The following is a 24,973-nucleotide window of genomic DNA, read 5'->3' as shown; positions in this document are numbered from 1 at the left end:
CCGCCCCCGCTCACCCCTCGGCCGCCCAGGCGACATGGCCGTCGGGGCGGATGAGGAAGAGGCCGCGGCCCGTCCCGTAGCCGTCGCGGATGTGGTGGTGCTGGTCGAGGAGGTCGGGGTGCGGGCCGCCGACTCGGTAGGTCCGTACGGAGCCCGCGCACCCCAGGAGGCTTTGGAGGGCGTCGAACTCCGCATCGTGGGAGGGAAGTTCCGCGCCGTCGATGGCCAGCACCGTGAAGTGCGGGCCACGGAAGGCGTCGAAGAGGTGGAAGGGGGCTCCGTCGGGGAGAGCGCACCGGGCGTCCGGGGCGCGGTCGCCCGCGTGGAGGGGGCCTGGGGAGCGGCGGTCCAGTGAGAGGGAGCCGGCGCGGTAGGAGAGGCCGAGCTGGTGCATCTCCGTCGGACGGCGGCGGCCCGACGCGTCGCCCGCGATGGCGGCTCGGTGGATGCGGGTGCTGAGGCCGAGTACGTCGGCGGCGACCGGCAGCCGCTCCTCCTCATAGGTGTCCAGCAGCGCCGGATCCGCGCCGCCCCGTAGGACGGCGCCCAGCTTCCAGCCGAGGTTGTACGCGTCCTGGACGCTGGTGTTGAGGCCCTGACCGCCCGCCGGGGAGTGGGTATGGGCGGCGTCGCCGACGAGGAAGACGCGGCCCTCGCGGAAGCGTTCCGCCAGGGCGGCGCGGGCGCGGAAGGGGGAGGCCCACAGGACCTCGCGGACGTCGGACGCGGCGAGGTGGGTGCGTTCGGCGATCAGCCGGCGCACCGCCTCCGGGGCGGTTTCGGGGACGGCGTCGAGGTCCTCGTACTGGGCCAGGGCCTGGAAGTGGTCCGTCCCGGCGAGCGGGCACAGGGAGAAGCCGCCGCCCTTCGCCCGCTGCCAGACATGCCAGTGGTCGCGGTCGAGGCCGTCGAGCCGGACGTCCGCGACCATCAGCGGATGCGGGACGACGGACTCGCCCGTCATGGGGATCCCGAGCGACTTGCGCACCGTACTGCGGCCGCCGTCCGCCGCCACCAGGTAGCGGGCTCGGAGGGTCCCGGTCGAGCCGTCGGCGTACGAGAGACGCGCCTCGACGGCGTCCGCGGTATGGGTCAGGCCCGTCAGCGCCGTACCGAACTCGACCTCCCCGCCCACCTCCCGCAGCCGCTCGTACAGCACCTCGGCCGTCCGCCACTGCGGCACCATCCACACCTCGCGGTACGGCGCGTCCGGCGCCGGGGCGGCGCCCTCCAGCATCTCGAACGTGCCGAGCCGCCTGCCGTCCTCCCACGCCATCATCGACGGAAACGGCCCGCCCGCCTTCCGCACGGCGTCGATGACCCCGAGGTCGTCGAAGACCTCCCGGGTACGCGGCTGGATCGCCTTGCCGCGCGAGCCGGGGAACAGCCCCTCGCCGCGCTCGACGAGCCGTGCCAGGACGCCCCGCCGGGCCAGATCGATGGCGAGCGTGAGGCCCGAGGGACCCGCTCCGACGATCAGCACCTCGGCCCCGGCCATGTCCTTAACGTTGTTAAGTTCCATGCCCCGAGCGTGCCCTTAACGTTGTTAAGTTGTCAAGTGGAGGGACGCTAAGCTGCGAGCATGGGCTTATGGCGACAACGCGACTCGACCCGGCCCAGGTGGTGGACACCGCGCTGCGGCTGCTCAATGACGTGGGGCTCGAAGGGCTCACCCTGCGCCGTATCGCCAAGGAGCTGAACGTCCAGGCGCCCGCCCTCTACTGGCACTTCAAGAACAAGCAGGCGCTGCTCGACGAGATGGCCACGGCCATGTACCGCGATATGGCCCGCCGGTTGGCGGTCACCGAGGGTGTCACCTGGCAGGAGCGGCTGATGGAGGTCCAGCGAGGGCTGCGCCGTACGCTGCTCGGCTACCGCGACGGCGCGAAGGTCTTCAGCGGCACCCGGTTCACCGACACCGGGCACGCCGAGACCATGGACGCCCATCTGCGCGTCCTCGTGGACGCGGGCTTCACGCCGAGCGCCGCCGCCCGCGCCTCGTTCATCGTGTACTCCTTCACCCTCGGCTTCGTGGTCGAGGAGCAGGCGGTGGAGCCGATGGAGGGCGAACGGGCGCGGGGGTACGACCTCGAGAAGCGGGCCGAGCGCATCGGCGCGGACTATCCGCTGGCGGCGGCCGCGGGCGCGGATCTCTTCCTGGACTTCGAGGAGCGCTTCGAGGAGGGTCTGCGCGCCGTCGTCGCGGGCATCGAGGCCACGTTGGGGCCCGCCTCGGGCTGATCCCCCCGGTGGCTCGACGCCTCGCCGCCGTGCCGCAGAATGAGCGCATGGCGAACGGGGAGACCGACGCGGCAACCGCCCACGTCTGGACCGCCCTTGGCGGCCCGGCCGAACTGCTCGGGGCGGTGTCGTACGCCCCCTCCAGCGGGGTGCCGGCCGCCCGGCTGCCCGTGCGGGAGCTGGCCCGCGCCACCGTGGGTGTGGCCTCGCTGGCCGCCGCCGAGCTGGGCGCGCGGCGCGCGGGCGGGGCGGTTCCGGCGGTACGGGTGGACGAGGCCGCGGTCGCCACGGCGTTCCACAGCGAACGCCATGTGCGGATCGACGGCCGGAAGCCGACGTCGTTCGCCCCGCTGTCCGGCTTCTGGCGCGCGGCCGACGGCTGGGTCCGCACCCACGCCAACTACCCGCACCACCGCGCCCGGCTGCTGGCCGCCCTCGGCCTCCCCGACGGCGGCGAGACGGACGCGCTCGTCGAGCGGCTGTCGGCGGAGCTGGCGACCCGCCCGGCCCGCTGGATCCAGGAGACCGTGTACGCGGCGGGCGGACTGGCCGTGGCCGTCCTGGAGCGTGGCAATACCGAGATCCCGCCGACCGGGATCCCGCTGACCGAGCTGCCGCTGATCGAATCCCGGCGGGTCGGCGAGGGCGCCCCGCGGCCCCTCCCGGAGGCGCCCCTGCCCGCCAGCGGTGTCCGGGTCCTCGACCTGACCCGGGTCCTCGCCGGACCGGTGGCCACCCGCACCCTGGCCCTGCTGGGCGCGGACGTCCTGCGCATCGACTCCCCGCGGCTGCCCGAGGACCCGGACCTGCACGCCGACACCGGCTTCGGCAAGCGGTCCGCCCAACTGGACCTCGGCGATCCGTCGGACCGACGGGCCTTCAACGACCTCCTGGCCCGCGCCGACGTCGTGGTCACCGGCTACCGCCCCGGGGCGCTCGACCGCTACGGCCTCGCCCCCGACGACCTGCTGGAACGGCACCCCGGACTCGTCGTCGCCCAGGTCTGCGCCTGGGGCTGGTCCGGGCCCTGGGCCGCCCGGCGCGGCTTCGACAGCCTGGTCCAGGCGGCGACCGGCATCGCCGCGACCGAGGCCGGACCCGACGGCAGCCCCGGGGTGCTGCCCGCCCAGGCGCTGGACCACGGCACCGGCTATCTGCTCGCCGCGGCGGTGCTGCGCGCGCTGGCCGAACGCCACGAGACGGGCGGCGGCCGCCATCTGCGCTTCTCCCTCGCGGGCACCGCGTCCTGGCTGACGCACGGCATCACCCCCGCCGCCGTGGACGGCGCCCCGTACGACCCCGAGCCCCATCTCGCCGAGAGGCCCGCCCCCTACGGACAACTGCGCTACGCCCGCTCGCCGATCACCTACGCCGGCCGCCCCCTCGACTGGGCCCGCCCACCCGGCCAGTGGGGCACCGACGCCCCACGCTGGCTCTGACCGCCCCGGCCCCTGCCGCCCGCCAGCACCGGCGCCCGGCGCGGGCCGGCCCTGCGGCACGTTCCCGGGGCCCGGCCCGGTCGCGGCCCCGACGCCCGCTCAGCCCCCAGCTCGCGCTGGCGCCTGGCGCCCCCACGGCGCTGGGCGTCCCACGGCGTTGGGCGTCCGCTTGGCGTCCAGCCCCCGGGGCTCCCAGCTCGGGCCGGGCCTGCGGCACGTTCCTGGGGCCCGGCCCGGTCGTGGCCCCGGCGCCCGCTCAGCCCCCAGCTCGCGCTGGCGCCTGGCGCCCCCACGGCGCTGGGCGTCCCACGGCGTTGGGCGTCCGCTTGGCGTCCAGCCCCCGGGGCTCCCAGCTCGGGCCGGGCCTGCGGCACGTTCCTGGGGCCCGGCCCGGTCGTGGCCCCGGCGCCCGCTCAGCCCCCAGCTCGCGCTGGCGCTGGGCGTCCCACGGCGCTGGGCGTCCCACGGCGCCTGCCGCCCCCACGGCGTCCAGCCCCCGGGCCCCCAGCTCGGGCCAGGCCTGCCGCACGTTCCCGGGGCCCGGCCCACGGCAACCGTCAGTCGTCCGTCTTGATCCGCTTCATCGTCAGATGGGAGTCGACGCGGGTGATCGCGGGCAGTCCGATCAGCTTCCGGGTCAGGAATTCCTCGTACGCCGCGTGATCGGCGACCGCGATCCGGATGAAGTAGTCGGGTCGCCCGAACATCCGGCGGAACTCGATGACTTCGTCGTACGACGCCACGACCCCCTCGAACTCGTCCACCGTCTTCAGATCGTTGACGCCGATGTCGACGGCGACCACGACCTCGAAGCCCCGCCCGAGGGCCGCCGGGTCCATACGGGCCCGGTAGCCGGCGATGATCCCCGCGTCCTCCAGCCGCTTGACCCGCCGCAGACACGGCGGCGGGGTCAAACCCACCCGCTTGGCCAGTTCGACGTTGGTCAGCCGGCCGTCCTGGCTCAGCTGAAACAAAATCTCATGGTCGAGGTCATCGAGTGCTCGATCATTGCCCATACGAACATTTTAGAGCCATAACCGGAAACCATATTACGCTCAATTCGACCTAACCTTTCCCTATGCAAACCGCCACGGCCACCACCCCCCGCGAGATGGCCCCGACGGCCCCGACGCCCTCCGACGCGGCGCTGGCCTTCAGGGACACCAGCTCGGTGGGGCTCGCCATGTTCCCCCTCGGCATCGCCTTCGGCATCCTCGTCGTCCACTCCGGTCTGGACTGGTGGTGGGCGACCGCCTTCACCGCGGTGGTCTACGCCGGTTCGCTGGAGTTCCTGCTGATCGGGCTGGTCGTGGCCGTCGCCCCGCTGGCCCAGATCGCGGTGACCGCGTTCCTCGTCAACATCCGCCATGTCTTCTACGCGCTGTCCTTCCCCCTGCACCGGGTGCGCGGCGCCGCCGGTAAGGCGTACAGCACCTTCGGGCTGACGGACGAGGCGTACGCCCTCAGCACCGCGCGCCCCGCCGAAACCCTGACCGGCGGCCGCATCCTCTGGCTCCAGGTGTTCCTGCAGGTGTACTGGGTGGCGGGCGGGACCGCCGGGGCGCTGTTCGGGGCGCTGGTCCCGGCCCGGCTGGTCGGGCTGGACTACGCCCTGACCGCGCTCTTCGTCGTCCTGTTCCTCGACGCGTACCGCGCCCAGCGCGACATTCCCACCCCGGCCCTCGCCCTCGGCTCCGCGCTGATCGCCATGGTCGTCTTCCCCGGACAGCTGCTGCTGACCGCCATGACCTTGTTCACCGCCGCGCTCCTGGTCCGGTACGCGCTCGGCATACGGCGGTCGGCCCGTGCCTGACACCCGCTACCTGCTCACCGCGGTGGCCGTCTCCGCCGTCATCACCTGGGCGCTGCGCGCCCTGCCCTTCGCCGCCCTCGTCCCGCTGCGCGGCTCCCGCGCCGTGCGCTTCCTGGGCGCTCATATGCCGGTCGGGGTGATGGTGATCCTCGCCGTCTACAGCCTGCGCGGTGTCTCCCTCACGGCCGCCCCGTACGGACTGCCCGTCGCCATCGCGCTCGCGGCCACGGTCGGACTGCATCTGTGGCGGCACAACGCCGTCCTGAGCATCCTCGGCGGCACCGCGATCCATGTCGCCCTGGCGAGCACGGTCTTCGCCCGCTGATCCACTGACCCACTGACCCACTGACCCACTGGACCGACACCACCAATGTGGACGTCCGCCCCGGCGAGGCCGGCTGGGTGACCCGCGAGCCCCAGACGCGGAGCGTCAAGGGCACCTATGAGCTGCACTTCCCGGACCGGTTCTACGGGCACTACATCTGGTACGTGCCGTTCGAGGCGACCGGCCCCAAGCCGGACGCGCCCAGCACCAAGACACAGCACACCCGCCCCATGACGGACCAGGAGAAGGCCCAGCACTGCGCCTGGCCCTAGCGAGCCCCTCGGCCCCCGGCACCGCGCACCCGCGCGGCGCCGGGGGCCGCCGCTAGGGCAGCCGCACCGTCGACAGCGACCGCTTGATCAGCGGCGTGAGCCGCTGTTCGACGAAGCGGTAGAGCACCCAGGCGAGGCCCAGCATCAGCAGGACGGTCAGGGCGAGGGTCCCGTACGAGGGGATGCCGAGCTTCCGGTGGAGCACCCACACCACCACCCAGCCCAGATGCTCATGGACCAGATAGAACGGGTAGGTCAGCGCCCCCGCGACCGTCAGCCAGCGCCAGTTGGCCCAGTGCAGCTTGCCGAGCGCGACCAGCGCCACCGTCACATAGCCGAAGGCCACCACGGCGATGATGCCCATGGAGGAGCGGTAGGAGAAGGCCTCCATGGACGCGGGGTGCCACAGCCCCCGGATCGCGTAGTGCTGGCCGATCAGGAAGCTGATCCCGACGATGCCCCAGGAGAGTGCGTCGTGGCCGAAGCGGTGGATCAGATAGAGGCCGATGCCGCCGATGAAGTACGAGGCGTACTCCGGCATCAGCACGACGTCCAGCAGCGGCAGGTTCGCCGCCTGGGCGATCGCCGCGCCCAGCGTCCAGACGGCGCAGAAGAGCACCACACGCCGGCGGTTGGCGCCCGGGAGCACGACGAACAGCGCGAAGAGGGCGTAGAAGCGCAGCTCCGCCCACAGGGTCCAGCACACCCCCAGCACCCGGTCCACCCCGAGCGGCTGCTGCAGCATCGTGAGGTTGACGAGCGCGTCGCTGGGCGAGACCGCCTCATAGGTGACCCAGGGGAGCGCGAAGACGGCGGTGACCAGGATGATCGCGGCCCAGTAGGCGGGGAAGAGCCGGGAGACGCGGGAGGCGAAGAACGACCGCAGCGGCCGCCCCCAGCCGCTCATGCAGATGACGAAGCCGCTGATGATGAAGAAGATCTGGACGCCGAGACAGCCGTACGCGAAGAACGTCGAGGCGGTGGGGAACTGGACGCGGGGCGAGGAACCCCACGCCTGGCCGATCTCGCCGCTGCGGCCGCCGTAGTGGTAGGCGGCGACCATCAGCGCGGCGAGCAGCCGCAGCCCGTCCAGCGCGCGCAGCCGGGCCGGGTGCCCGCCGCGCGCGGGGCGTGCGGCCCCCTGCGCGATCTGCTTCGCGGACGCCTTGGCGGACTCGTTCACGGAATCCGGGCCGGGCGCCGCCGTGGTCCCGGTGGGTATCGGGCCCGTGTCGGAGGCGGGCGGTGCGCTCGCGGCCGCGGTCACGAGATCACCTCCGGGCGCCGGCTGCGTATAGGGCTTGCCTCGTGATCGGCGGTCACGCCGTCACTCCTTCTCGTGGTGGACGCTCACGGCCACGCGGCTCATCCCGTCGCCGTCCGCTTCAGCGCGGACCGCTTCAGGGCGCGGGCGCGGCGCGCGACCCGGCGCACCGTCTCGTTGCGCGGGATGAAGGCGAGCTGCGACGGGACCGACCCGGGCAGGGCGAGCGAGGTCAGTCGGCGGCGCTTGAAGTAGCGCCAGGTGTGGACGTCCAGATGGGCCGCCAGATAGCGCTCGGCGGCGGGCCGCAGATCGGGGTAGATCTTCGCCTGCATGCAGAAGCCGACCGCGGCGACCAGACCGGTCAGCCGCTTTCCGGCCCGCTCGTCGACCGGCCGCGCACCGGCGGTCACGGCCTTGTGGTCCTCCAGGTCGGGCAGCAGCACGTCGACGATGGTGACCGGCACCCGGTTGCTGTTCTGGTACGGGGTGAGCCGCTCCAGCAGCACCTCGGTGCCGATCCGGGCCACCGGCAGCCCGTAGAAGACGGACGCGGTAAGCAGCGCGGTGGAGAAGCAGCCGATCACCAGGCCCGGACGCATCCGCTGGTAGAGCACCTCGGCGAGGACCGGGGTGTCCATCACGGTCAGCTCCGCGCCCAGCTCCGCGGCTTTCTTCTCCAGCATCCGCGACCAGCGGGCCGGGGCGGTGGGGTGCGGTTTGAAGACGACGGTGCGGTGGCCGAGCGCCACGGCGCCGCGCAACATCCGCACATGCAGCTCTTCCTCCTCCTGCGGAGTGAGGATGTCCAGCGCGGACAGATACTGCCCCAGCATCAGGGCCGGGCCCGAGCCGGTGGCGATCCGCTCGCTGGCGGAGACGACGCCGCGCGGGGCGGCGTCGGCGACCTCGGCAAGCACCTTGGTGAAGACCTCGGTGGGCAGCACCTCGGGCTCGACGCCGAACTCGGTGAGCAGCAGCGGCCGCAGCCCCGGCACCAGATCCAGGTGGAGGAGGCGGCGGATGCGGGTGCCGATTAGCGGTTCGAGCTTGTTACGGGTCGGGCCGTAGCTCATCAGCCCGTCGGCGTAGACGTCGATGGGCGCGCCCTGGAAGACATTCGCGACCGCCATCGCCGGGTTGACCTGGATGGACTCCAGCACCAGCTCGATGTCGTCGTCGCCGAGGTTCCACAGCAGCCGCAGATGGCGCTCCCACAGCGGGGCGTCGTCGGACCGCGGGGACCAGCCGCCGGGGTGGAAGGGGCTGATCGTCTCGTTCCAGGACACCACCCGGTCGAAGCGCGCGCGCAGCCGCTCGAAGCCGGGCATCTCGTCGACGGCGGGCGTGGTCTCCGGCGTCGCCGCGTTGTTGCTGATGAGCAGCAGCCGGCGGTCGGCCGGTTCGATGCTCGCCGCGTCGATGGCGGCGGCCAGGGTCGCCGCCCCGTAGAGGGTGGAGGCGAGGAAGATCTGGGTGCGCTTGCGCGCGGCGAGCGGGGTGTACGCGGACATCAGGCCGCCACCTCCGTGCCCGCCGGGCGGCGCTTGACCCGCCGCAGGCGTGCGGCGCGCTCGTAGTCCATGGAATCCAGCGCGTCCTTCAGTACGTCCTGGGGCATGCGCTTCATCGCCGCCGCCGACATGGAGCGGAGTTTGCGAGCCACTTGCGGTTCGAATCTCTCGATGTTGCCGAGGTGATGGGAAATGATCGCGCAATAGGTGCGCACGGCCTTGGGCAGCAGAGTATCGGCGTCCTGGTCACGTGCCGTTTCTTCGATGACTTGATCGAATGCGCGGATGAAGTCCAGCTGCCGCACATCGCCGATCTGAGTAAGAGAGGACGAGACACCGCGCCGGTAGAAGACCCCGTGCATACCCAGCACGGCGAAGCTGCGCGCCTCGCGGTGCAGTCGCCAGATCCAGGGCCGGTCCTCGGCGGTGCGCAGCCCATGGGTGAAGTGCAGCAGTCCCTGGTCGGCCAGCCGGCGGTGGTACATGCCCGCCCAGGCGTAGGCGTAGTCGACGGAGGTCGAGCGGTCGGCGGGGAGGATCGCGTCCCGCGGGGGCATCACCGCATTGCGCCGGCCATGCGGCACCCGGTGGATCGAGCGCGCGCGGGCGGTGCACTGGACATGGTCGGTGCGGACGAAGTCGCACCCCAAGTCCTCGATCGCCGCGAGCAGTTGCCCGTAGTAGCCGGGGGCCAGCCAGTCGTCGCCGTCCAGGAAGGCGATGTACTCCCCAGTAGCCTTGTCGAGGCCGGTGTTCCGGGCGGTGGCCAGCCCGCCGTTCTTCTCATGCCGTACATAGACGGCCCCCGGAAGATCGCGCTCGGCGCGCTCCAGGATCTCCGGTGTCCCGTCGGTGGCACAGTCGTCGACGAGAATGAATTCGAAGTCTTCCCGCGCGTTCGCGCGCAGACTTCTGAGCGTGTCGGGGGCATAGGTCTGCACGTTGTAGAACGGCACGATGACGGAGAGCTTAACCACGCGGGTGACGCTAGGTCGCCGGCTGGCATTCGTCTTGACCTGAGGGGTACGTAAAGGTGAACGAAGAACGTCGGAACGGTTAACCCGCTACTCCAGCCTGCCGATTCGCCAATCGTCGACGTGCTGTTAACCCATTGTTGCTGCTGCGTTGGGCCGTGAATCGAAATCGCTTCCTAGCGTCTGCGACGTGCCCTCACGTACCAATTCCCCCGTGCGAGTAGCCGTGCTCGCCGACTCCGACACCCGGTGGAAATGGGGCGCGCTCACCGCGCACCGCCTCGTCCCCGACAGCTCGGAGTCAGGCCGCCGTCTGGACGGCTTCCTGCTGCGCGGCCGCGCCACTCCGACCGTCCGGCAGCTCGCCGAGGTCGGGGTGCGCGCCGATGCCATGCGCGAGGTGACGGGCACCGAATTCGTCCGGTCCATGGACCGTGAGCGCTACGACGTGATCGTCCTGTCCCTGGTCGGCGGCGCCGTCCAGGCCATGCTGCACGGGCTTCGCCACGCCTGGCAGGGCGCCGACCGCCGCCCCGTGGTCGTCACCGGCTACGTGGGCGTCGTCTACGAGAAGCTCGCCGACGGACTGCTGCTGCGCCATGGCGCGGATGTGGTGCTCGCGAACTCCCGCCATGACGCGGAGCGCTTCCGTGACGTCTATCAGGGCGTCGGCGCGAGCGCGGAGAGCGTCGTCGAGTGCGCACTTCCCTTCCTCGGCGGCGCCCGGTACGACGAGAAGGCCCGCGAGGGGCGGACGTACCCCGGCGGCACGGTCGTCTTCGCCGTCCAGCCGTCCGTCCCGGACAACCGCGCCGACCGTATGTATCTGCTGCGCCGGGCCGTCGACCACGCCCGCCGCCACCCGGACCGCGAGGTCCTGGTCAAGCTGCGCAGCAAGCCGGGCGAGCACACCACGCATATCGAGGAGCTTCCGTACCAGAAGCTGATCGCCAAGTTCGGCGACAATCTGCCGTCCAACGTCCGGCTCGCCTACGGAAACATGGGCGAGGTCCTGGACACCACGGACCTGCTGGTCACGGTCAGCTCCACGGCCGCCCTGGAGTCGCTGCACCGCTCCATCCCGACCGCCGTCCTCACCGACCTCGGGGTGCGCGAGGCGCTCGGCAACCACCACTTCCTCGGCTCCGGCTGCCTCGCCTCCTGGGACGAGCTGGACGCCGGATACCGGCCCGAGCCCGACCCGACGTGGCTCAGCCGCCAGGGCGTCGCCGCCGACGGGCCGTACGAGACCTGGTTCGACGCCGCGCGCGAGCGGGTCGCCGAGCTGGCCGCGGCGGACGCGCTTCCGCCGCTCGCCCCCTACTACACCCAGGCCACCGCGCCCGGCTATCTGCCCGGCCGGCTCGCCCGCTACGGCTTCGAGCCCGACGGCCGGCCCCGCCCCGGCGCCTCGTCCGAGGACGAGGCCCAGGTCAGCGGGTTGCGCCGGGTCGTGCGCAACACGATGCGGGAAGCGGCCCGTGGTGCCTACCGCCATGGCGTCCAGCGCGTGGCCCCCGTCATCCGGCGGATGGGGGACCTGTGAGCGACGTAAACGCCGTGAGCGACGTGACCACCTCCGAAAGCCCTGAAGGAGCCGCGATGACCCCCTCCACCGACCGGTGTGTGCTCGCCGTGATCCCCGCCCGCGGCGGTTCGAAAGGGGTCCCCGCCAAGAACCTCGCCGCCGTGGGGGGCGTGCCGCTCGTCGCGCGCGCCGTCCTGGAGTGCCGGGCGAGCCGGCTGGTGACGGACGTGGTCGTCTCCACCGACGACCCTGGCATCGCCGCCGCCGCCCGCGGCGCGGGCGCCGTGGTCATCCAGCGGCCCACCGACATCGCGGGCGACACCGCGACCAGCGAGGCCGCGGTGATCCACGCCATGGACGCCTACCAGGCGACGCACGGCACGGCGGTGGATGTGGTCCTCCTCGTCCAGTGCACCAGCCCCTTCATCGTCCGCGAGGACATCGACGGGGTCGCTGCGGCGGTCGCCGAGAAGGGCGCGGACAGCGCCCTGACCGTGGCCCCCTTCCACGGCTTCGTCTGGCGCGAGGGCGAGGAACCGGAGGCCGACGGCGGCGACGGGGTCAACCACGACAAGTCCTACCGTCCGCGCCGCCAGGACCGCCCCCAGGACTTCCTGGAGACCGGCGCCGCCTACGCCATGGACGCGCGCGGCTTCCGCGAGGCGGGCCACCGCTTCTTCGGCCGTACGGAGCTGGTGCGCACCGACGCCGCCCGGGTGCTGGAGATCGACGACCCGCACGACCTGGCCCGCGCCCGCGCGCTCGCCCCGCTGCTCGACGCCGAGCGGCCGGGCGCCCTCCCCACCCGCGACGACATCGACGCGGTGGTACTCGACTTCGACGGCACCCAGACCGACGACAGGGTGCTGATCGACTCCGAAGGACGCGAACTGGTCGCCGTGCACCGCGGCGACGGGCTCGGGATCGCCGCCCTGCGCCGCGCTGAGCTGGCGCTGCTGATCCTGTCCACGGAAAAGAACCCGGTCGTCGCCGCACGGGCCCGCAAGCTGCGGGTCCCCGTGCTCCACGGCATCGACCGAAAAGATCTCGCACTGAAGCAGTGGTGCGAGGAGCAGGGCATCGCGCCGGAGCGCGTGCTCTACGTCGGCAACGACGTCAACGACCTCCCGTGCTTCGGCCTTGTCGGCTGGCCCGTGGCGGTCGCAAGCGCGCACGACGTCGTACGCGGCGCCGCACGTGCGGTCACCTCCACCCCCGGAGGAGACGGCGCGATCCGCGAGATCGCCTCGTGGATTCTCGGAAAGGAACTGTCTTAAGTGAGCTCCAACAATCGCCTCCGCACCCTCGGTGACAAGATCGCCGGACCCGGCCACCCGGTCTATGTCACCGGTGAGATCGGCATCAACCACAACGGCGACCTGGAGAACGCGTTCAAGCTGATCGACGCTGCCGCCGACGCCGGCTGTGACGCGGTCAAGTTCCAGAAGCGAACCCCGGAGATCTGCACCCCGCGTGACCAGTGGGACATCGAGCGGGACACCCCCTGGGGCCGGATGACCTACATCGACTACCGCCACCGTGTGGAGTTCGGCGAGGACGAGTACCGCGCCATCTCCGAGCACTGCAAGAAGCGCGGCATCGACTGGTTCGCCTCCCCGTGGGACACCGAGGCCGTCGCCTTCCTGGAGAAGTTCGACGTCCCGGCCCACAAGGTGGCCTCCGCCTCGCTGACCGACGACGAGCTGCTGCGCGCCCTGCGGGCGACCGGCCGCACGATCATCCTGTCGACGGGCATGTCCACCCCCAAGCAGATTCGCCACGCGGTGGAGGTGCTCGGCAGCGACAACATCCTGCTGTGCCACGCCACCTCCACCTACCCGGCCAAGGCCGAGGAGCTCAACCTGCGCGTGATCAACACGCTGCAGGCCGAGTACCCGAACGTGCCGATCGGCTACTCCGGCCACGAGACCGGTCTGCAGACCACCCTCGCCGCCGTCGCGCTCGGCGCGGCGTTCGTCGAGCGCCACATCACCCTGGACCGCGCCATGTGGGGCTCGGACCAGGCCGCCTCCGTCGAGCCGCAGGGCCTCACGCGCCTGGTGCGTGACATCCGCACCATCGAGGAGTCGCTGGGCGACGGCGTCAAGAAGGTCTACGAGAGCGAGCTCGGCCCGATGAAGAAGCTCCGCCGCGTCGCGGGCGTCGTCGCCGAGACCGAGACCGCCGACCGCGAGCCCGTCGCGGTCTGAGGCTCTCTGCCGTGAATCCACCGGCCGGTGAGACCGGCCCACGCCCGGAAGCGGCGGGTTCCCCCGATCCCTCGGGGGCTGCCCGTCGCTTCCGGGCCCTGCCTTTGGACGGTGCGATGCCCTCCGCTCCCTCGACCCCCTCGGCCACGCTTGCCTTCGTCGAGAGCCCGGTCCAGCTGCTGAACGTGCTGGAGTGGGCGTATACGGACGCGCTCCGGTCCGCCGGGCCGCCGCCCGAGCCCCCGGCGTCCGATGCGGCGCCGTCCCCGCTGCCCCCGCTGGGCGGGGCCGTCGACCTCACCGTGGTCGTGCTCTCCCCGCACGATCCGATGACCCGCGGCCAGCTGCGCCGGATGGTGGAGCTCGCCCGGGACGAGGGCGTCGCGGTGCGCTGGGAGGAGGCGCGCGGCGGGGCGGGCGCCCCGCTGAAGACCATCGTCGGGCTGCGTGGGCCGCTGCGCCGGGCCGGCCGGATCGTCATAGGCGACCCGTTCTCCCGCTATGTGCAGCTGCTGCTGACCCTCGGCCGCGCCCGGGACCTGGTCGTCGTGGACGACGGCACGGCCACCATGGAGTTCATCTCCCAGCTGGCCAACGGGGAGCGGCTGGTGCGCTGGCACCGGCGCGGCAACAGCAGGGGAGCGCGCGACATGATCTTCGCGCCGGTGTCCGCCACCGCGCGCCGCAGGCTCACCCCGGGCGCCAAGCGCCGGGTCGAGGTGTTCAGCTCGATGCCCGTCGAGCCGCCCGCCGGGGTCACCGTCACCGCCAACGACTTCGCCTGGACCCGGGCCCGCTTCGGCCCGCCCCGGATCACCCGCTCCACCGATCTGGTCGGCACCTCCCTGGTCGAGACCGGCGTCGTCGACCCGGAGCGCTATCTGGAGGCGGTCACCGCCCTGGCCCGCACCCATGGCGCGACCCGCTACTTCGCCCACCGCCGCGAGAGCGCCGAGAAGCTGCACCGGGTCGCCGGCGAGGTGGGGCTGGAGATCGTACGGCCCGATCTGCCGCTGGAGCTGATAGCCCGCCGCGGCCCCATCGGCCATACGATCGTGAGCTTCCCGTCGACCGTCGTGCACACGCTGCCGCTCGCGCTCGCGGGCACCGGTGTGCAGGTCGCCGTCTGCGATGTGGACCCCGCCTGGCTGACCAGCGACGCCTCGCCGCGCGCCCAGGGGTTCCTGTCGGGCGTCACCGGAACGGCCCGGGATGTGCACCGGCTCAGCTCGGCGCCGCCGCCCCCCGCGCCACCGGCCGCCCCCGGGCCGTCCGCGGCGCCCGGACCCGGCGCACCCGTGGCAGCTTCCTGACAGCTTCGCTCATACGGCCGTGTGGCGCTTCTCACGAGGAAACGCCCTGTTATACCCCCTGACTAGGGAGACCATGCGCCGGGAGGGGGAGTTTTCCCTCCCCGGATCGGTTGAAGTTTTGTTGATCGACATTCGGTGGACCCACCTGGCGTTCTACGCTTCTTCAGGTGAAGCAATTGATGTCCATCGACGAGACCCCTGCGACACCCCCCGCCGACGCGGCGCTGCCCGGCACGCTCCCCGAAGGGCTGCGCGCCGAACTGATCGCCTTCCGGCGGGCTTTGCATATGCACCCCGAGCTCGGCAACTGCGAGTTCCGCACCACCGCCGCCATCAAGGCGCGGCTGGAGCAGGCGGGCCTCGAACCGCGGGTGCTGCCGACCGGCACCGGCCTCCTCTGTGACATCGGTCCCCGCGATGGCGTGGCGCCCCTGCTGGCGCTGCGCGCGGACATCGACGGCCTGCCCATCCCCGACACCAAGACCGTCCCCTACCGCTCGACCGTCGCCGACCGCGCCCACGCCTGCGGCCACGATGTGCACACCACCGTGGTGCTCGGCGCCGGTCTGGTCCTGGCCGAGCTGGCCCGCGAGGGGCGGCTGGCCCGTCCGGTGCGGCTGCTGTTCCAGCCCGCCGAGGAGGTGCTGCCGGGCGGCGCCGCCGACGTGATCGAGGCCGGTGTGCTGGACGGCGTCGGCCGGATCCTGGCGCTGCACTGCGACCCCAAGGTCGAGGTCGGCAAGGTCGGGCTGCGCGTCGGGCCGATCACCTCCGCCTGCGACCGGCTGGAGATCTCCCTCGACGGGCCCGGCGGTCACACCGCGCGCCCCCACCTCACCACCGATCTGGTGACCGCCGCCGCCAAGGTGGTCGCCGAGGTGCCCGCGCTGCTGGCCCGCCGGGTCGACGCGCGCTCGGGGCTCGCCGTCACCTGGGGGCGGATCGAGGCGGGCCACGCCTGCAATGTGATCCCGCAACACGCCGAGCTGTCCGGAACCGTTCGCTGTCTGGATCTGCCCGCCTGGCGCGAGGCCCCCGATCTGGTGCACGCCGCCGTCGACGAGATCGCGACCCTGCACCGCGCCAAGTCGGAGATCAACTACATCCGCGGCGTCCCGCCGGTGGTCAACGAGGCGAGCTCGGCCGAGCTGCTGCGCGACGCGATGGTGGCCCGGCGCGGATCGTATGCGGTCGAGGACACCGAGCAGAGCCTCGGTGGTGAGGATTTCTCCTGGTATCTGGAGCGGGTGCCCGGTGCGATGGCCCGGCTGGGCGTCCGCAGGGTCGGCGACACCACCCGGCGTGACCTGCACGCGGGCGACTTCGACGTGGACGAGGGTGCCATCGCGGTGGGCGTGGAGCTCTTCACGGCCGCGGCTTTGCTTGATCGCAACGTTCTGTAGACCTGGCGGACCGGAGAGGTTCGCGACGATCCGATAACGGCTTCCGGAGGGGCCTTTATCTGACATCTACGCGCGTTACGATGCGGCGGAGCCAGCGCCAAGCAGGCGCTTCGAGTCAGAGGGGACCCTCGTGCGCCGGGTATCCACCATAGCTGTCGCGGGCATTGCCACCGCGGCTCTCGCATTCTCCGTCACCGCGTGTGGCAGTAGCTCCGATGAAGGAAGCAAGGACGCCGGCGTGGGCCTCGCCTATGACGTCGGCGGCCGAGGTGACCACTCCTTCAACGACTCCGCCGCCAAGGGCTATGACAAGGCCCTCAAGGACTTCAAGGTCAAGGGCAAGGAGCTGACGGCCAAGGACGGCGACACCGACGCCGACCGCTACGACAAGCTGTCCAGCCTGGCGGAGGGGGGCTACAACCCCGTCGTCGGCGTCGGATACGCCTGGACCCCCGCGCTCACCAAGGCCGCCAAGAAGTACAAGGACACCGACTTCGCGATCGTCGACTCGGTCGTCGACCTCAAGAACGTCGCCAGCCTGGTCTCCGCCGAGCACGAGGGCTCCTACCTCGCCGGCGTGGCCGCCGGGCTCAAGACCAAGACCAACAAGGTCGGCTTCATCGGCGGCACCGACAGCCCGCTGATCAAGAAGTTCGCGGGCGGCTTCCAGCAGGGCCTGAAGGACACCAACCCCAAGGCGTCCCTCGAGGTCCAGTGGGTCCAGATCGGTTCGGCCAAGGGCTTCGGCATGCCCGACCGCGGCAAGGACATCGCCGAGGGCATGCTCTCCCACAAGACCGACGTGATCTTCTCCGCGGCCGGCGGCTCCGGCGCCGGCGCCATCGAGGCGACCTCGAAGAAGAAGGGCACCTGGTCGATCGGCGTCGATGGCGACCAGTACTACGACAAGGGCCTGGCCCCGTACAAGCACACGATCATGACCTCCATGGTCAAGAACGTGAACGGCTCGGTCTACGACTTCATCAAGAGCGTCCTCAAGGACAAGAAGCCCGAGAGCGGCGTCCAGTCCTACAACCTCAAGCGCGGCGGCGTCTCCCTCTCGTACTCCGGCGGCTTCATCGACGACATCAAGCCGAAGATCGAGGCGGCCAAGAAGAAGATCGTCGACGGCACGATCCAGGTGGCCGACACCTACAAGGACTGATCCCGGATCGCCATGGACCTGGGCGGAAGGCACCGGGGGTACGGCTCCCCGCGCGTCCGCCCGGGTCCGTGGCACATCTTCGGCCTGCCCCGGCCCGCCCCATCGCCCTCGCCCCTCAGGAGTGCGCCATCGAAGCCGCCAGCCCACCCAAGGGCGCCCCCGCCGGTGATGTCACGGACGTCGCCGTAGAACTCCACGGAATCACCAAGCGGTTCCCGGGAGTCGTCGCCAACCACGACATCGACATCACCGTGCGCCGCGGCACCGTGCACGCCCTCGTGGGCGAGAACGGCGCGGGCAAGTCGACCCTGATGAAGATCCTCTACGGGATGCAGCGCCCGGACGAGGGCACCATCGCGATCGACGGCCGGACGGTGGAACTGCACTCCCCGGCGGACGCCATATCCCGCGGAGTGGGCATGGTGCACCAGCACTTCATGCTCGCCGACAACCTCACCGTGCTGGAGAACGTCGTCCTCGGCGCGGAGAAGCCGCACGGCATCGGCGGCAAGGCACGCGCCCGGATCAAGGAGATCTCCGACGCCTACGGACTGAACGTCCGCCCCGATGTCCTGGTCGAGGACCTCGGTGTGGCGGACCGTCAGCGCGTGGAGATCCTCAAGGTCCTCTACCGGGGCGCCCGTACGCTCATCCTGGACGAGCCGACCGCGGTCCTCGTCCCGCAGGAGGTCGACGCGCTCTTCGACAACCTCCGCGAGCTCAAGGCCGAGGGCCTGACCGTCCTGTTCATCTCCCACAAGCTGGGCGAAGTCCTCTCCGTGGCCGACGACATCACCGTCATCCGCCGCGGTACGACGGTGGCCTCGGTCGTTCCGTCCGAGACCACCCCCCGCCGGCTCGCCGAGCTGATGGTCGGCAGCGAGCTGCCCTCCCCGGAGACCCGCGAGTCCACCGTCACCGACACGGACATGCTCACCGTCGACGGACTGCGGTTCACCGCCACCGATGTGGACGGCGTGGAGCGGGCCGTGCTCGACGGCATCGGCTTCACCATCCGGATGGGCGAAGTCCTCGGCATCGCCGGGGTGGAGGGCAACGGCCAGGCCGAACTGGTCGAGGCCATCATGGGCATCCGCGACCCCGACGCCGGCACCATCACCCTCGACGGCACCGACATCTCCCACGCGCCCACCCGCAAGCGGCGCGAGGACGGCATCGGCTACATCCCCGAGGACCGCCACCGGCACGGGCTGCTGCTGGAGGCGCCGCTGTGGGAGAACCGCATCCTCGGCCATGTCACCGAGGAGCCCAACAGCAAGGGCGGCCTGCTCAACCCGGCCGCCGCGCGCCGTGACACCGAGCGGATCGTCGCCGAGTACGACGTCCGCACCCCCGGGATCGAGGTCACCGCGGCCTCGCTGTCCGGCGGCAACCAGCAGAAGCTGATCGTCGGCCGGGAGATGAGCCACCACCCCAAGCTGCTCATCGCCGCGCATCCGACGCGCGGTGTGGACGTCGGCGCGCAGGCGCAGATCTGGGACCAGATCCGCACCGCACGCCGTGAGGGCCTGGCCGTACTGCTGATCTCCGCCGACCTGGACGAGCTGATCGGCCTGTCCGACACCCTGCGGGTGATGTACCGCGGCCGGCTGGTCGCCGACGCCGACCCCGCCACGATCACCCCGGAGGAGCTGGGCTCGGCCATGACCGGCGCGGCGTCCGGCCACCTCAAAGGCGCGGCTGAGGCCGACGTCACGGCTGGGGGAGAGGACCGATGAAGAAGATCGACAAGGAGCGGGTGGTCCTCGCGGTCGCGGCCCCGGTGCTGGCGCTCGCCGCCGCGTTCGTGGTGACCGCGCTCGTGCTGGTGGCCACCGGCAAGGAGCCGTTCAACGCCTTCGGCGTCATGTTCGACTACGGGGTGAAGGCCGACAGCCAGGTCTACATCCTCAACAAGGCGACGACGTACTACCTGGCGGGGCTCGCGGTGGCCATCGGCTTCCGGATGAACCTCTTCAACATCGGCGTCGACGGCCAGTACCGGCTCGCCGCCTTCTTCGCCGCCGTCGTCGGCGGCGCGCTGAAGCTGCCCGGTCCGGTGCAGATCCCGCTGATCATCCTTGTCGGCATGCTCGTCGGCGCGATGTGGGCGTCCATCGCCGGGCTGCTGAAGGTCTACCGCGGCGTCAGCGAGGTGATCAGCACCATCATGCTGAACGCGCTCGCGGGCATCCTCATCAGCTATCTGCTGGTGGACGGGCGCCTGGCCGACCTCGACAAGCAGACCAACATCGTCGCCACCGACCCGCTGCCCGCCTCCAGCCACTTCTTCACCATCCCGGCCGGCGGCGACCTCGACCCCATCTGGGGCTTCATCGTCGTCGCGGCGCTCGCCGGCGTCGGCTTCTGGTTCCTGCTCGGCCGCACCCGGTTCGGTTTCGATCTGCGCGCGGTGGGCCGCTCCGAGTCGGCCGCCCAGGCCAGCGGCGTCAACGTCAAGCGCATGGTGCTCACCAGCATGGTGCTCTCGGGCGCGGTCGCCGGTCTGATCGGCATGCCGACCCTGCTCAACGACACCCACCAGTTCACCTCCGACTTCCCGACGGGCATCGGCTTCACCGGCATCGCCATCGCGCTGCTCGGCCGCAACAACCCGGTCGGCATCGCCCTGGCCGCCATGCTCTGGGGCTTCCTGGAGCGCGGCGCCAACCGGCTGGAGTTCGAGGGCTACGACAAGGAGGTCGTCGGCGTGATGCAGGGCGTGATCGTCCTGTGCGTCGTCATCGCATACGAACTGGTGCGCCGCTACGGGCTCAAGCGCCAGCAGCAGAGGGTCGGCGCGGAGCTCGCCGCCCAGGCCAAGGCCGCCAAGGGTCAGGGCACGGACAAGACGGAGGTGTCGTGAGCGACGCACGCGAGGCCTCCGGGCCGCAGACGACGACGATGGCCGCGCCTCCGTGCCGAGCGGGCGGAGAAGCGAACGGAGATAGCCGATGAGTGCCACGGTGACCACCACCAAGAGCACGACCACGCCGGGGAAGGGCAACAAGCCCACCTCCCGGATGTCCCTGGCCACCATCCTGCTGATCGTCGCCGGGGCGCTGATCGCGCTGTCCGTCCTACGAGCGCTCGCCGACGCCGCCCAGCAGGCGGACTTCGACAACGTCACCTCCTCCGGCCAGATCGGCGCCGCGCTCTCCATGGCCGTGCCCATCGGCCTCGCCGGGCTCGGCGGGCTGTGGGCCGAGCGGGCCGGCGTGGTCAACATCGGCCTTGAGGGCATGATGATCCTCGGCACCTTCTTCGGTGCCTGGGCGGGCTACCAGACCAACCCCTGGGTGGGTGTGCTCGCGGGCGTCCTCGGCGGCGCGGTCGGCGGTCTCGTCCACGCGGTCGCCACCGTCACCTTCGGCGTCGACCACATCATCTCCGGTGTCGCGATCAACATCCTCGCCCTCGGCGCCACCACCTATCTGGCCAAGCGCTGGTTCGAGCCGCTGTCCAGCATCGGCGGCTCCCCCAAGCAGTCCCCGCAGGTCGACGACATCCCGTCGTTCACCGTGCCCGGCCTCTCCGACTGGCTGGCGACCCTGGAGAACCACCACTGGTTCCTGGTCTCGGACATCGCGGGCGTGCTCGGCGGCCTGGTCACCGACATCTCGGCGCTGACCATCCTCTCGGTCCTGCTGGTCGTCGGCAGCTTCTTCGTCCTGTGGAAGACCTCGTTCGGGCTGCGGCTGCGGTCCTGCGGCGAGAACCCGACGGCGGCCGAGTCCCTCGGCGTCAACGTCTACTTCTACAAGTACGCGGCCGTCGTGGTCTCCGGCGGTCTGGCCGGGCTCGGCGGCGTCTTCCTCGCCCTCGTCCGCTCGCACATCTACAACGAGGGCCAGACCGGCGGCCGCGGCTACATCGGCCTCGCCGCCATGCTCTTCGGCAACTGGCGGCCCGGCGGGCTCGCCATGGGCGCCGGCCTCTTCGGTTACTCCGACGCCCTCCAGCTGCGCAACGGCGGCGCGACCGTCCACGCCCTGCTGCTCCTGATCGCGCTCGGACTCGTTCTGATGGCGGGCTGGCGGATCTTCCGCAAGAGTTATGTCGCGGGCGCGGTGTCCGGCGCCGCCGCCGTCCTGCTGCTGGTCTGGTACGGCCTGACCGACACGGTGCCCAACGATCTGGTCAGCGCCACGCCGTACATCGTGACGCTGCTGGTCATGGGACTCGCCTCGCAGCGGCTGCGGATGCCCAAGGCGAACAACAAGCCCTACCGGAAGGGACAGGGCACATGAGCACACCCGCTGTGGCGGCCCCCGACTGGGAATCGCTGCGCGCGCAGGCCCGGGACGCCATGTCCCGGGCCTACGCCCCGTACTCCCGCTTCCCGGTGGGCGCCGCCGCGCTCGTGGACGACGGCCGCACGGTCAGCGGCTGCAATGTGGAGAACGCGGCGTACGGCGTCGCGCTGTGCGCCGAATGCGGTCTGGTCTCCGCCCTCTTCGCCTCCGGCGGCGGGCGGCTCACCGCCTTCACCTGCTGCGGCCGCGACGGCGCCGTGCTGATGCCCTGCGGCCGCTGCCGCCAGCTGCTGTGGGAGCACGGGGGCCCGGGGCTCCAGATGGACACGGCGGCCGGCATCCGCCCGCTCGCCGAGCTCCTGCCCGACGCCTTCGGCCCCGCCGACCTCGAACGCCTCGGCGCCGACGGCTGACCCCCGACGAAAGGCCCCGCACCCCACCATGTCCACCATGTCCACCATGGATGCCATCTCCGTCATCCGCGCCAAGCGCGACGGCGGCCGCCTCAGCGACGCCCAGATCGACTGGATCATCGACGCCTACACGCGCGGTGAGGTCGCCCACGAGCAGATGTCCGCGCTCGCGATGGCGATCTTCCTCAACGGCATGGACCGGGCCGAGATCGCCCGCTGGACCGCCGCGATGATCGCGTCCGGGGAGCGGATGGACTTCTCGTCCCTCCCGCGCCCGACCGCCGACAAGCACTCCACCGGCGGCGTTGGCGACAAGATCACCCTGCCGCTGGCGCCCCTCGTGGCCGCCTGCGGCGCCGCCGTACCCCAGCTGTCCGGCCGCGGCCTCGGTCACACCGGCGGCACCCTCGACAAGCTGGAGTCCATCCCCGGCTGGCGCGCGTCGCTCTCCAACGACGAGATGCTTCAGGTCCTCCGTGACATCGGCTCCGTCATCTGCGCGGCGGGCGACGGGCTCGCGCCGGCCGACAAGAAGCTGTACGCGCTGCGCGACGTCACCGGCACGGTCGAGTCCATCCCCCTCATCGCGTCGTCGATCATGTCGAAGAAGATCGCCGAGGGCACCGGCTCCCTGGTGCTGGATGTGAAGGTCGGCTCCGGCGCCTTCATGAAGGACCTCGACGCCGCCCGCGAACTGGCCGCCACCATGGTGGGCCTCGGCACCGACCACGGCGTCCGTACGGTCGCGCTGCTCACCGAAATGTCCACCCCGCTCGGCCGCACCGCGGGCAACGCCCTCGAAGTGCGCGAATCCGTGGAGGTCCTCGCCGGCGGCGGCCCGGCCGACGTCGTCGAACTGACCCTGGCCCTCGCCCGCGAGATGCTCGACGCGGCGGGCCTGCCCGACGCCGACCCGGCCAAGGCCCTCGCCGACGGCTCCGCGATGGACCACTGGCGCCGCATGATCGCCGCCCAGGGCGGCGACCCGGACGCACCGCTGCCGACCGCCCGCGAACAGCATGTCGTCACGGCCGCGGCGAGCGGGACGCTCACCCGGCTGGACGCCTACGCGGTCGGCGTCGCCGCCTGGCGCCTCGGCGCGGGCCGCGCCCGTAAGGAAGACCCGGTCCAGGCGGGCGCGGGCGTGGAGATCCACGCCAAGCCGGGCGAGCGGGTGACGGCGGGCCAGCCGCTGCTGACCCTCCACACGGACACCCCCGAGAAGTTCGGCTACGCGCTGGAGGCACTGGAGGGCGCCGTGGAGTACGCCCCGGCGGACACCGCGTTCGCCCCGTCCCCGATCGTCCTGGAGCGCATCGCCTGACGGATCGCGCGGGAAGGAACCGCCCCGCCGCACAGCGGCGGGACGGCCCCTTCGGCCTGGGCGGTGAGGGGCTGGGGTGAGGGACTACTGCACGTCGACGAAGTCGCCCGTGGCGTTCACGGCCGGGGTCGTCGAGGTGCCGGCGAACGCGTAGCGCCAGTAGCCGTCCGTGGACGCGGTGACCGTCGTCTTCAGGCTGCCCGTGCTGCTCGACGTGATCGTCTTGACCGTGGAGTAGGTGCTGCTGCCCGCCTTGCGGAACTGCAACTTCACGGACTGGTTGGTGTAGCCCGCGTAGGCGGAGGTGTCCCAGTTCGCGCGGGTCAGCGCGCCGGTGACCGTGATGGTCCGGCCCTTCTTGACCGGCTCCGGCGAGGCGTTGACGGTCAGCTTCGACAGACGCTGCACCCTGGCGGTGCCATAGAAGTCGTTCCAGTAGTAGTCGCTCCCGTCACCGGCGAGCGCGCCGGCCGTCACATGCCAGGACCCCGCGAGGGAGTTCACCAGGTCGGCCTGCGGGTCGACCGTGATGGTGAGCTCGCAGGTGGACGTGGTGGCGCTGGACGCGGTGCAGGTCGCCTCGTCCTCATTCGGGACCAGGTAGCCGTCGAAATCGTTGTCCGGGTCCGTGCCGTGCCACAGGTCGACGAAGGCGTCGGAAATACCAGAGGGATGCGAGGCCGTCACCGAGACGGTGACCGTCTTCGACGACGTGGTGCCGACGACGATGTCCTTGCCGCCGTTGATCGTGACCTTGCTGATGGTCGGCGCGGCCGTGGCGCCGGTGGCGCGGAACCCCGCCTTCGACGACTGGATGCCGAAGCGCGAGGCGGCGTCCGGCCTGGCCGCCCCCTGATCGGCCTGTGCGGCGGGCACGGCGAAAGCAGCGAGGGCCAGCGCGCCGGAGACGGTCGCGGCGGCCATGGTGGCACGCATGTGCATGTGTTCCCCATTGTGGAGAAGGGGCCCCACGGTGCGGATGTCGTCACGCGGGGCCTGAGTGACCTGGGAGTCTGTTGACTCGCGAGATCAGACACGCCCTCTTCGCGACCAGTTGTACGGCCGGTGAAGCCTTTGCGGACGCTTTGCCAAGGGCGCTGGCCCGTCGCGCTTTCGGACCACGGCGTGGCCGCCGTGCCTGTCGTAGGGCAGCCACGGCCAGGGACTGTGGCCCCTGCTGTTGACTGCCCGTTTGACTTCCTCCCCCGCCTAAAGGCGGGGGGGTCCAGCGGTCGCCCGCTGGGGTTCCTGCTTCACCGACGACCGCCCCGTCCGGGAGGACTCCCGTTGAGGTCTTACACCGTCTCCGCAGGCAGACGCCGCCAGCCCGGCGGCGAGAATATTGCGAGCCGCGTTCACGTCGCGGTCATGCACGGCGCCGCAGTCGCACGTCCACTCACGGACGTTCAGCGGCATCTTCGCCGCGACCGTGCCGCAGGCCCCGCACAGCTTGCTGGACGGGAACCAGCGGTCGATCACGACGAGTTCGCGCCCGTACCAGGCGCACTTGTACTCCAGC

Annotated in this window: 23 protein-coding genes; 16 read left to right on the top strand and 7 right to left on the bottom strand. The window is 71.4% G+C overall.

Going from position 1 to position 24,973, the window contains the following annotated elements; genetic code table 11:
- Positions 1-10 precede the first annotated feature (10 nt).
- Positions 11-1,522 (bottom strand): FAD-dependent monooxygenase, encoded by a 1,512-nt coding sequence (locus ABZS71_RS09240; protein WP_356208556.1) that lies wholly within the window; start codon positions 1,520-1,522, stop codon positions 11-13.
- Between the two features lie 68 nt (positions 1,523-1,590).
- On the opposite strand from ABZS71_RS09240, the gene ABZS71_RS09235 reads away from it, so the two are divergent.
- Both ABZS71_RS09235 and ABZS71_RS09230 read left to right on the top strand, forming a co-directional pair.
- Positions 1,591-2,241, top strand: coding sequence for a TetR/AcrR family transcriptional regulator C-terminal domain-containing protein (locus ABZS71_RS09235; protein WP_356208554.1), 651 nt, complete (start codon positions 1,591-1,593; stop codon positions 2,239-2,241).
- Positions 2,242-2,288: 47 nt separating this feature from the next.
- Entirely contained in the window at positions 2,289-3,680 is a 1,392-nt protein-coding gene (locus ABZS71_RS09230; protein WP_356208552.1) for a CoA transferase, read from the top strand.
- 557 nt (positions 3,681-4,237) lie between these two features.
- On the opposite strand, the gene ABZS71_RS09225 is transcribed toward ABZS71_RS09230, so the two are convergent.
- On the bottom strand, positions 4,238-4,696 hold the full coding sequence (locus tag ABZS71_RS09225; RefSeq protein ID WP_356208550.1) for an Lrp/AsnC family transcriptional regulator: 459 nt from the start codon (positions 4,694-4,696) through the stop codon (positions 4,238-4,240).
- A 62-nt stretch (positions 4,697-4,758) separates the two neighbouring features.
- Here ABZS71_RS09225 and ABZS71_RS09220 point away from each other — a divergent pair, with 62 nt between their 5' ends.
- Genes ABZS71_RS09220 through ABZS71_RS09210 form a run of 3 tightly spaced genes read left to right on the top strand, consistent with a single transcriptional unit; the run spans position 4,759 to position 6,090 of the window.
- On the top strand, positions 4,759-5,493 hold the full coding sequence (locus tag ABZS71_RS09220; protein WP_356208548.1) for an AzlC family ABC transporter permease: 735 nt from the start codon (positions 4,759-4,761) through the stop codon (positions 5,491-5,493).
- Positions 5,486-5,818, top strand: a complete 333-nt coding sequence (locus ABZS71_RS09215) for an AzlD domain-containing protein (RefSeq protein WP_355860510.1) — start codon at positions 5,486-5,488, stop codon at positions 5,816-5,818. Before ABZS71_RS09220 ends, ABZS71_RS09215 begins: the two co-directional genes overlap by 8 nt.
- A gap of 47 nt (positions 5,819-5,865) precedes the next feature.
- A complete protein-coding gene (locus ABZS71_RS09210) occupies positions 5,866-6,090 on the top strand; it encodes a hypothetical protein (protein ID WP_356208546.1) in 225 nt (74 codons plus the stop codon).
- Positions 6,091-6,142: 52 nt separating this feature from the next.
- On the opposite strand, the gene ABZS71_RS09205 is transcribed toward ABZS71_RS09210, so the two are convergent.
- From ABZS71_RS09205 to ABZS71_RS09195, 3 genes are all read right to left on the bottom strand, one after another.
- Complete coding sequence (locus tag ABZS71_RS09205) at positions 6,143-7,240, bottom strand: acyltransferase (protein ID WP_356208699.1); 1,098 nt, start codon at positions 7,238-7,240, stop codon at positions 6,143-6,145.
- A gap of 215 nt (positions 7,241-7,455) precedes the next feature.
- The gene (locus ABZS71_RS09200) at positions 7,456-8,868 is read right to left on the bottom strand and encodes a polysialyltransferase family glycosyltransferase (RefSeq protein WP_356208544.1); all 1,413 of its coding nucleotides are present in this window, start codon (positions 8,866-8,868) and stop codon (positions 7,456-7,458) included.
- Positions 8,868-9,845, bottom strand: a complete 978-nt coding sequence (locus ABZS71_RS09195) for a glycosyltransferase family 2 protein (RefSeq protein ID WP_356208542.1) — start codon at positions 9,843-9,845, stop codon at positions 8,868-8,870. Before ABZS71_RS09195 ends, ABZS71_RS09200 begins: the two co-directional genes overlap by 1 nt.
- Positions 9,846-10,068: 223 nt before the next feature.
- On the opposite strand from ABZS71_RS09195, the gene ABZS71_RS09190 reads away from it, so the two are divergent.
- The 11 genes from ABZS71_RS09190 to ABZS71_RS09140 all read left to right on the top strand — a co-directional run bounded on the left by ABZS71_RS09190 (position 10,069) and on the right by ABZS71_RS09140 (position 23,454).
- Entirely contained in the window at positions 10,069-11,388 is a 1,320-nt protein-coding gene (locus tag ABZS71_RS09190) for a DUF6716 putative glycosyltransferase (RefSeq protein ID WP_356208697.1), read from the top strand.
- Positions 11,389-11,444: 56 nt separating this feature from the next.
- The gene (locus tag ABZS71_RS09185; RefSeq protein WP_356208540.1) at positions 11,445-12,647 is read left to right on the top strand and encodes an acylneuraminate cytidylyltransferase; all 1,203 of its coding nucleotides are present in this window, start codon (positions 11,445-11,447) and stop codon (positions 12,645-12,647) included.
- Positions 12,648-13,580 carry an N-acetylneuraminate synthase family protein gene (locus tag ABZS71_RS09180; protein ID WP_355856307.1) on the top strand — a complete coding sequence of 311 codons (933 nt, stop codon included), beginning with the start codon at positions 12,648-12,650 and terminating at the stop codon, positions 13,578-13,580.
- Positions 13,581-13,696: 116 nt separating this feature from the next.
- Positions 13,697-14,893: a hypothetical protein gene (locus ABZS71_RS09175; protein ID WP_355856304.1), complete on the top strand. Its 1,197-nt coding sequence runs from the start codon at positions 13,697-13,699 to the stop codon at positions 14,891-14,893.
- A gap of 179 nt (positions 14,894-15,072) precedes the next feature.
- Positions 15,073-16,296, top strand: a complete 1,224-nt coding sequence (locus tag ABZS71_RS09170; RefSeq protein ID WP_356208695.1) for an amidohydrolase — start codon at positions 15,073-15,075, stop codon at positions 16,294-16,296.
- Between the two features lie 130 nt (positions 16,297-16,426).
- Positions 16,427-17,461: a BMP family ABC transporter substrate-binding protein gene (locus ABZS71_RS09165; RefSeq protein ID WP_355856301.1), complete on the top strand. Its 1,035-nt coding sequence runs from the start codon at positions 16,427-16,429 to the stop codon at positions 17,459-17,461.
- A 128-nt stretch (positions 17,462-17,589) separates the two neighbouring features.
- Positions 17,590-19,200: an ABC transporter ATP-binding protein gene (locus ABZS71_RS09160; protein ID WP_356208693.1), complete on the top strand. Its 1,611-nt coding sequence runs from the start codon at positions 17,590-17,592 to the stop codon at positions 19,198-19,200.
- Positions 19,197-20,327, top strand: coding sequence for an ABC transporter permease (locus ABZS71_RS09155; RefSeq protein WP_355856298.1), 1,131 nt, complete (start codon positions 19,197-19,199; stop codon positions 20,325-20,327). The genes ABZS71_RS09160 and ABZS71_RS09155 overlap by 4 nt, the downstream gene beginning before the upstream one ends.
- A gap of 88 nt (positions 20,328-20,415) precedes the next feature.
- The gene (locus tag ABZS71_RS09150; protein WP_356208539.1) at positions 20,416-21,711 is read left to right on the top strand and encodes an ABC transporter permease; all 1,296 of its coding nucleotides are present in this window, start codon (positions 20,416-20,418) and stop codon (positions 21,709-21,711) included.
- Positions 21,708-22,130, top strand: a complete 423-nt coding sequence (locus tag ABZS71_RS09145; RefSeq protein WP_355856291.1) for a cytidine deaminase — start codon at positions 21,708-21,710, stop codon at positions 22,128-22,130. Before ABZS71_RS09150 ends, ABZS71_RS09145 begins: the two co-directional genes overlap by 4 nt.
- A gap of 46 nt (positions 22,131-22,176) precedes the next feature.
- Entirely contained in the window at positions 22,177-23,454 is a 1,278-nt protein-coding gene (locus ABZS71_RS09140) for a thymidine phosphorylase (RefSeq protein WP_356208691.1), read from the top strand.
- An 84-nt stretch (positions 23,455-23,538) separates the two neighbouring features.
- Here ABZS71_RS09140 and ABZS71_RS09135 read toward each other — a convergent pair whose 3' ends face one another.
- Together ABZS71_RS09135 and ABZS71_RS09130 are read right to left on the bottom strand one after the other, a co-directional pair.
- Positions 23,539-24,396: a DUF5707 domain-containing protein gene (locus ABZS71_RS09135; protein WP_356208538.1), complete on the bottom strand. Its 858-nt coding sequence runs from the start codon at positions 24,394-24,396 to the stop codon at positions 23,539-23,541.
- Positions 24,397-24,663: 267 nt separating this feature from the next.
- The coding region (locus ABZS71_RS09130) for a zinc ribbon domain-containing protein (protein ID WP_356208536.1) at positions 24,664-24,973 on the bottom strand (310 nt) is incomplete at its 5' end.

This window comes from Streptomyces sp. NPDC005393 (genome assembly GCF_040606675.1).
Classification (GTDB): domain Bacteria; phylum Actinomycetota; class Actinomycetes; order Streptomycetales; family Streptomycetaceae; genus Streptomyces.
Note: the sequence above shows the minus strand (reverse complement) of the source record. Positions and strands in the feature narration are given on the sequence as shown.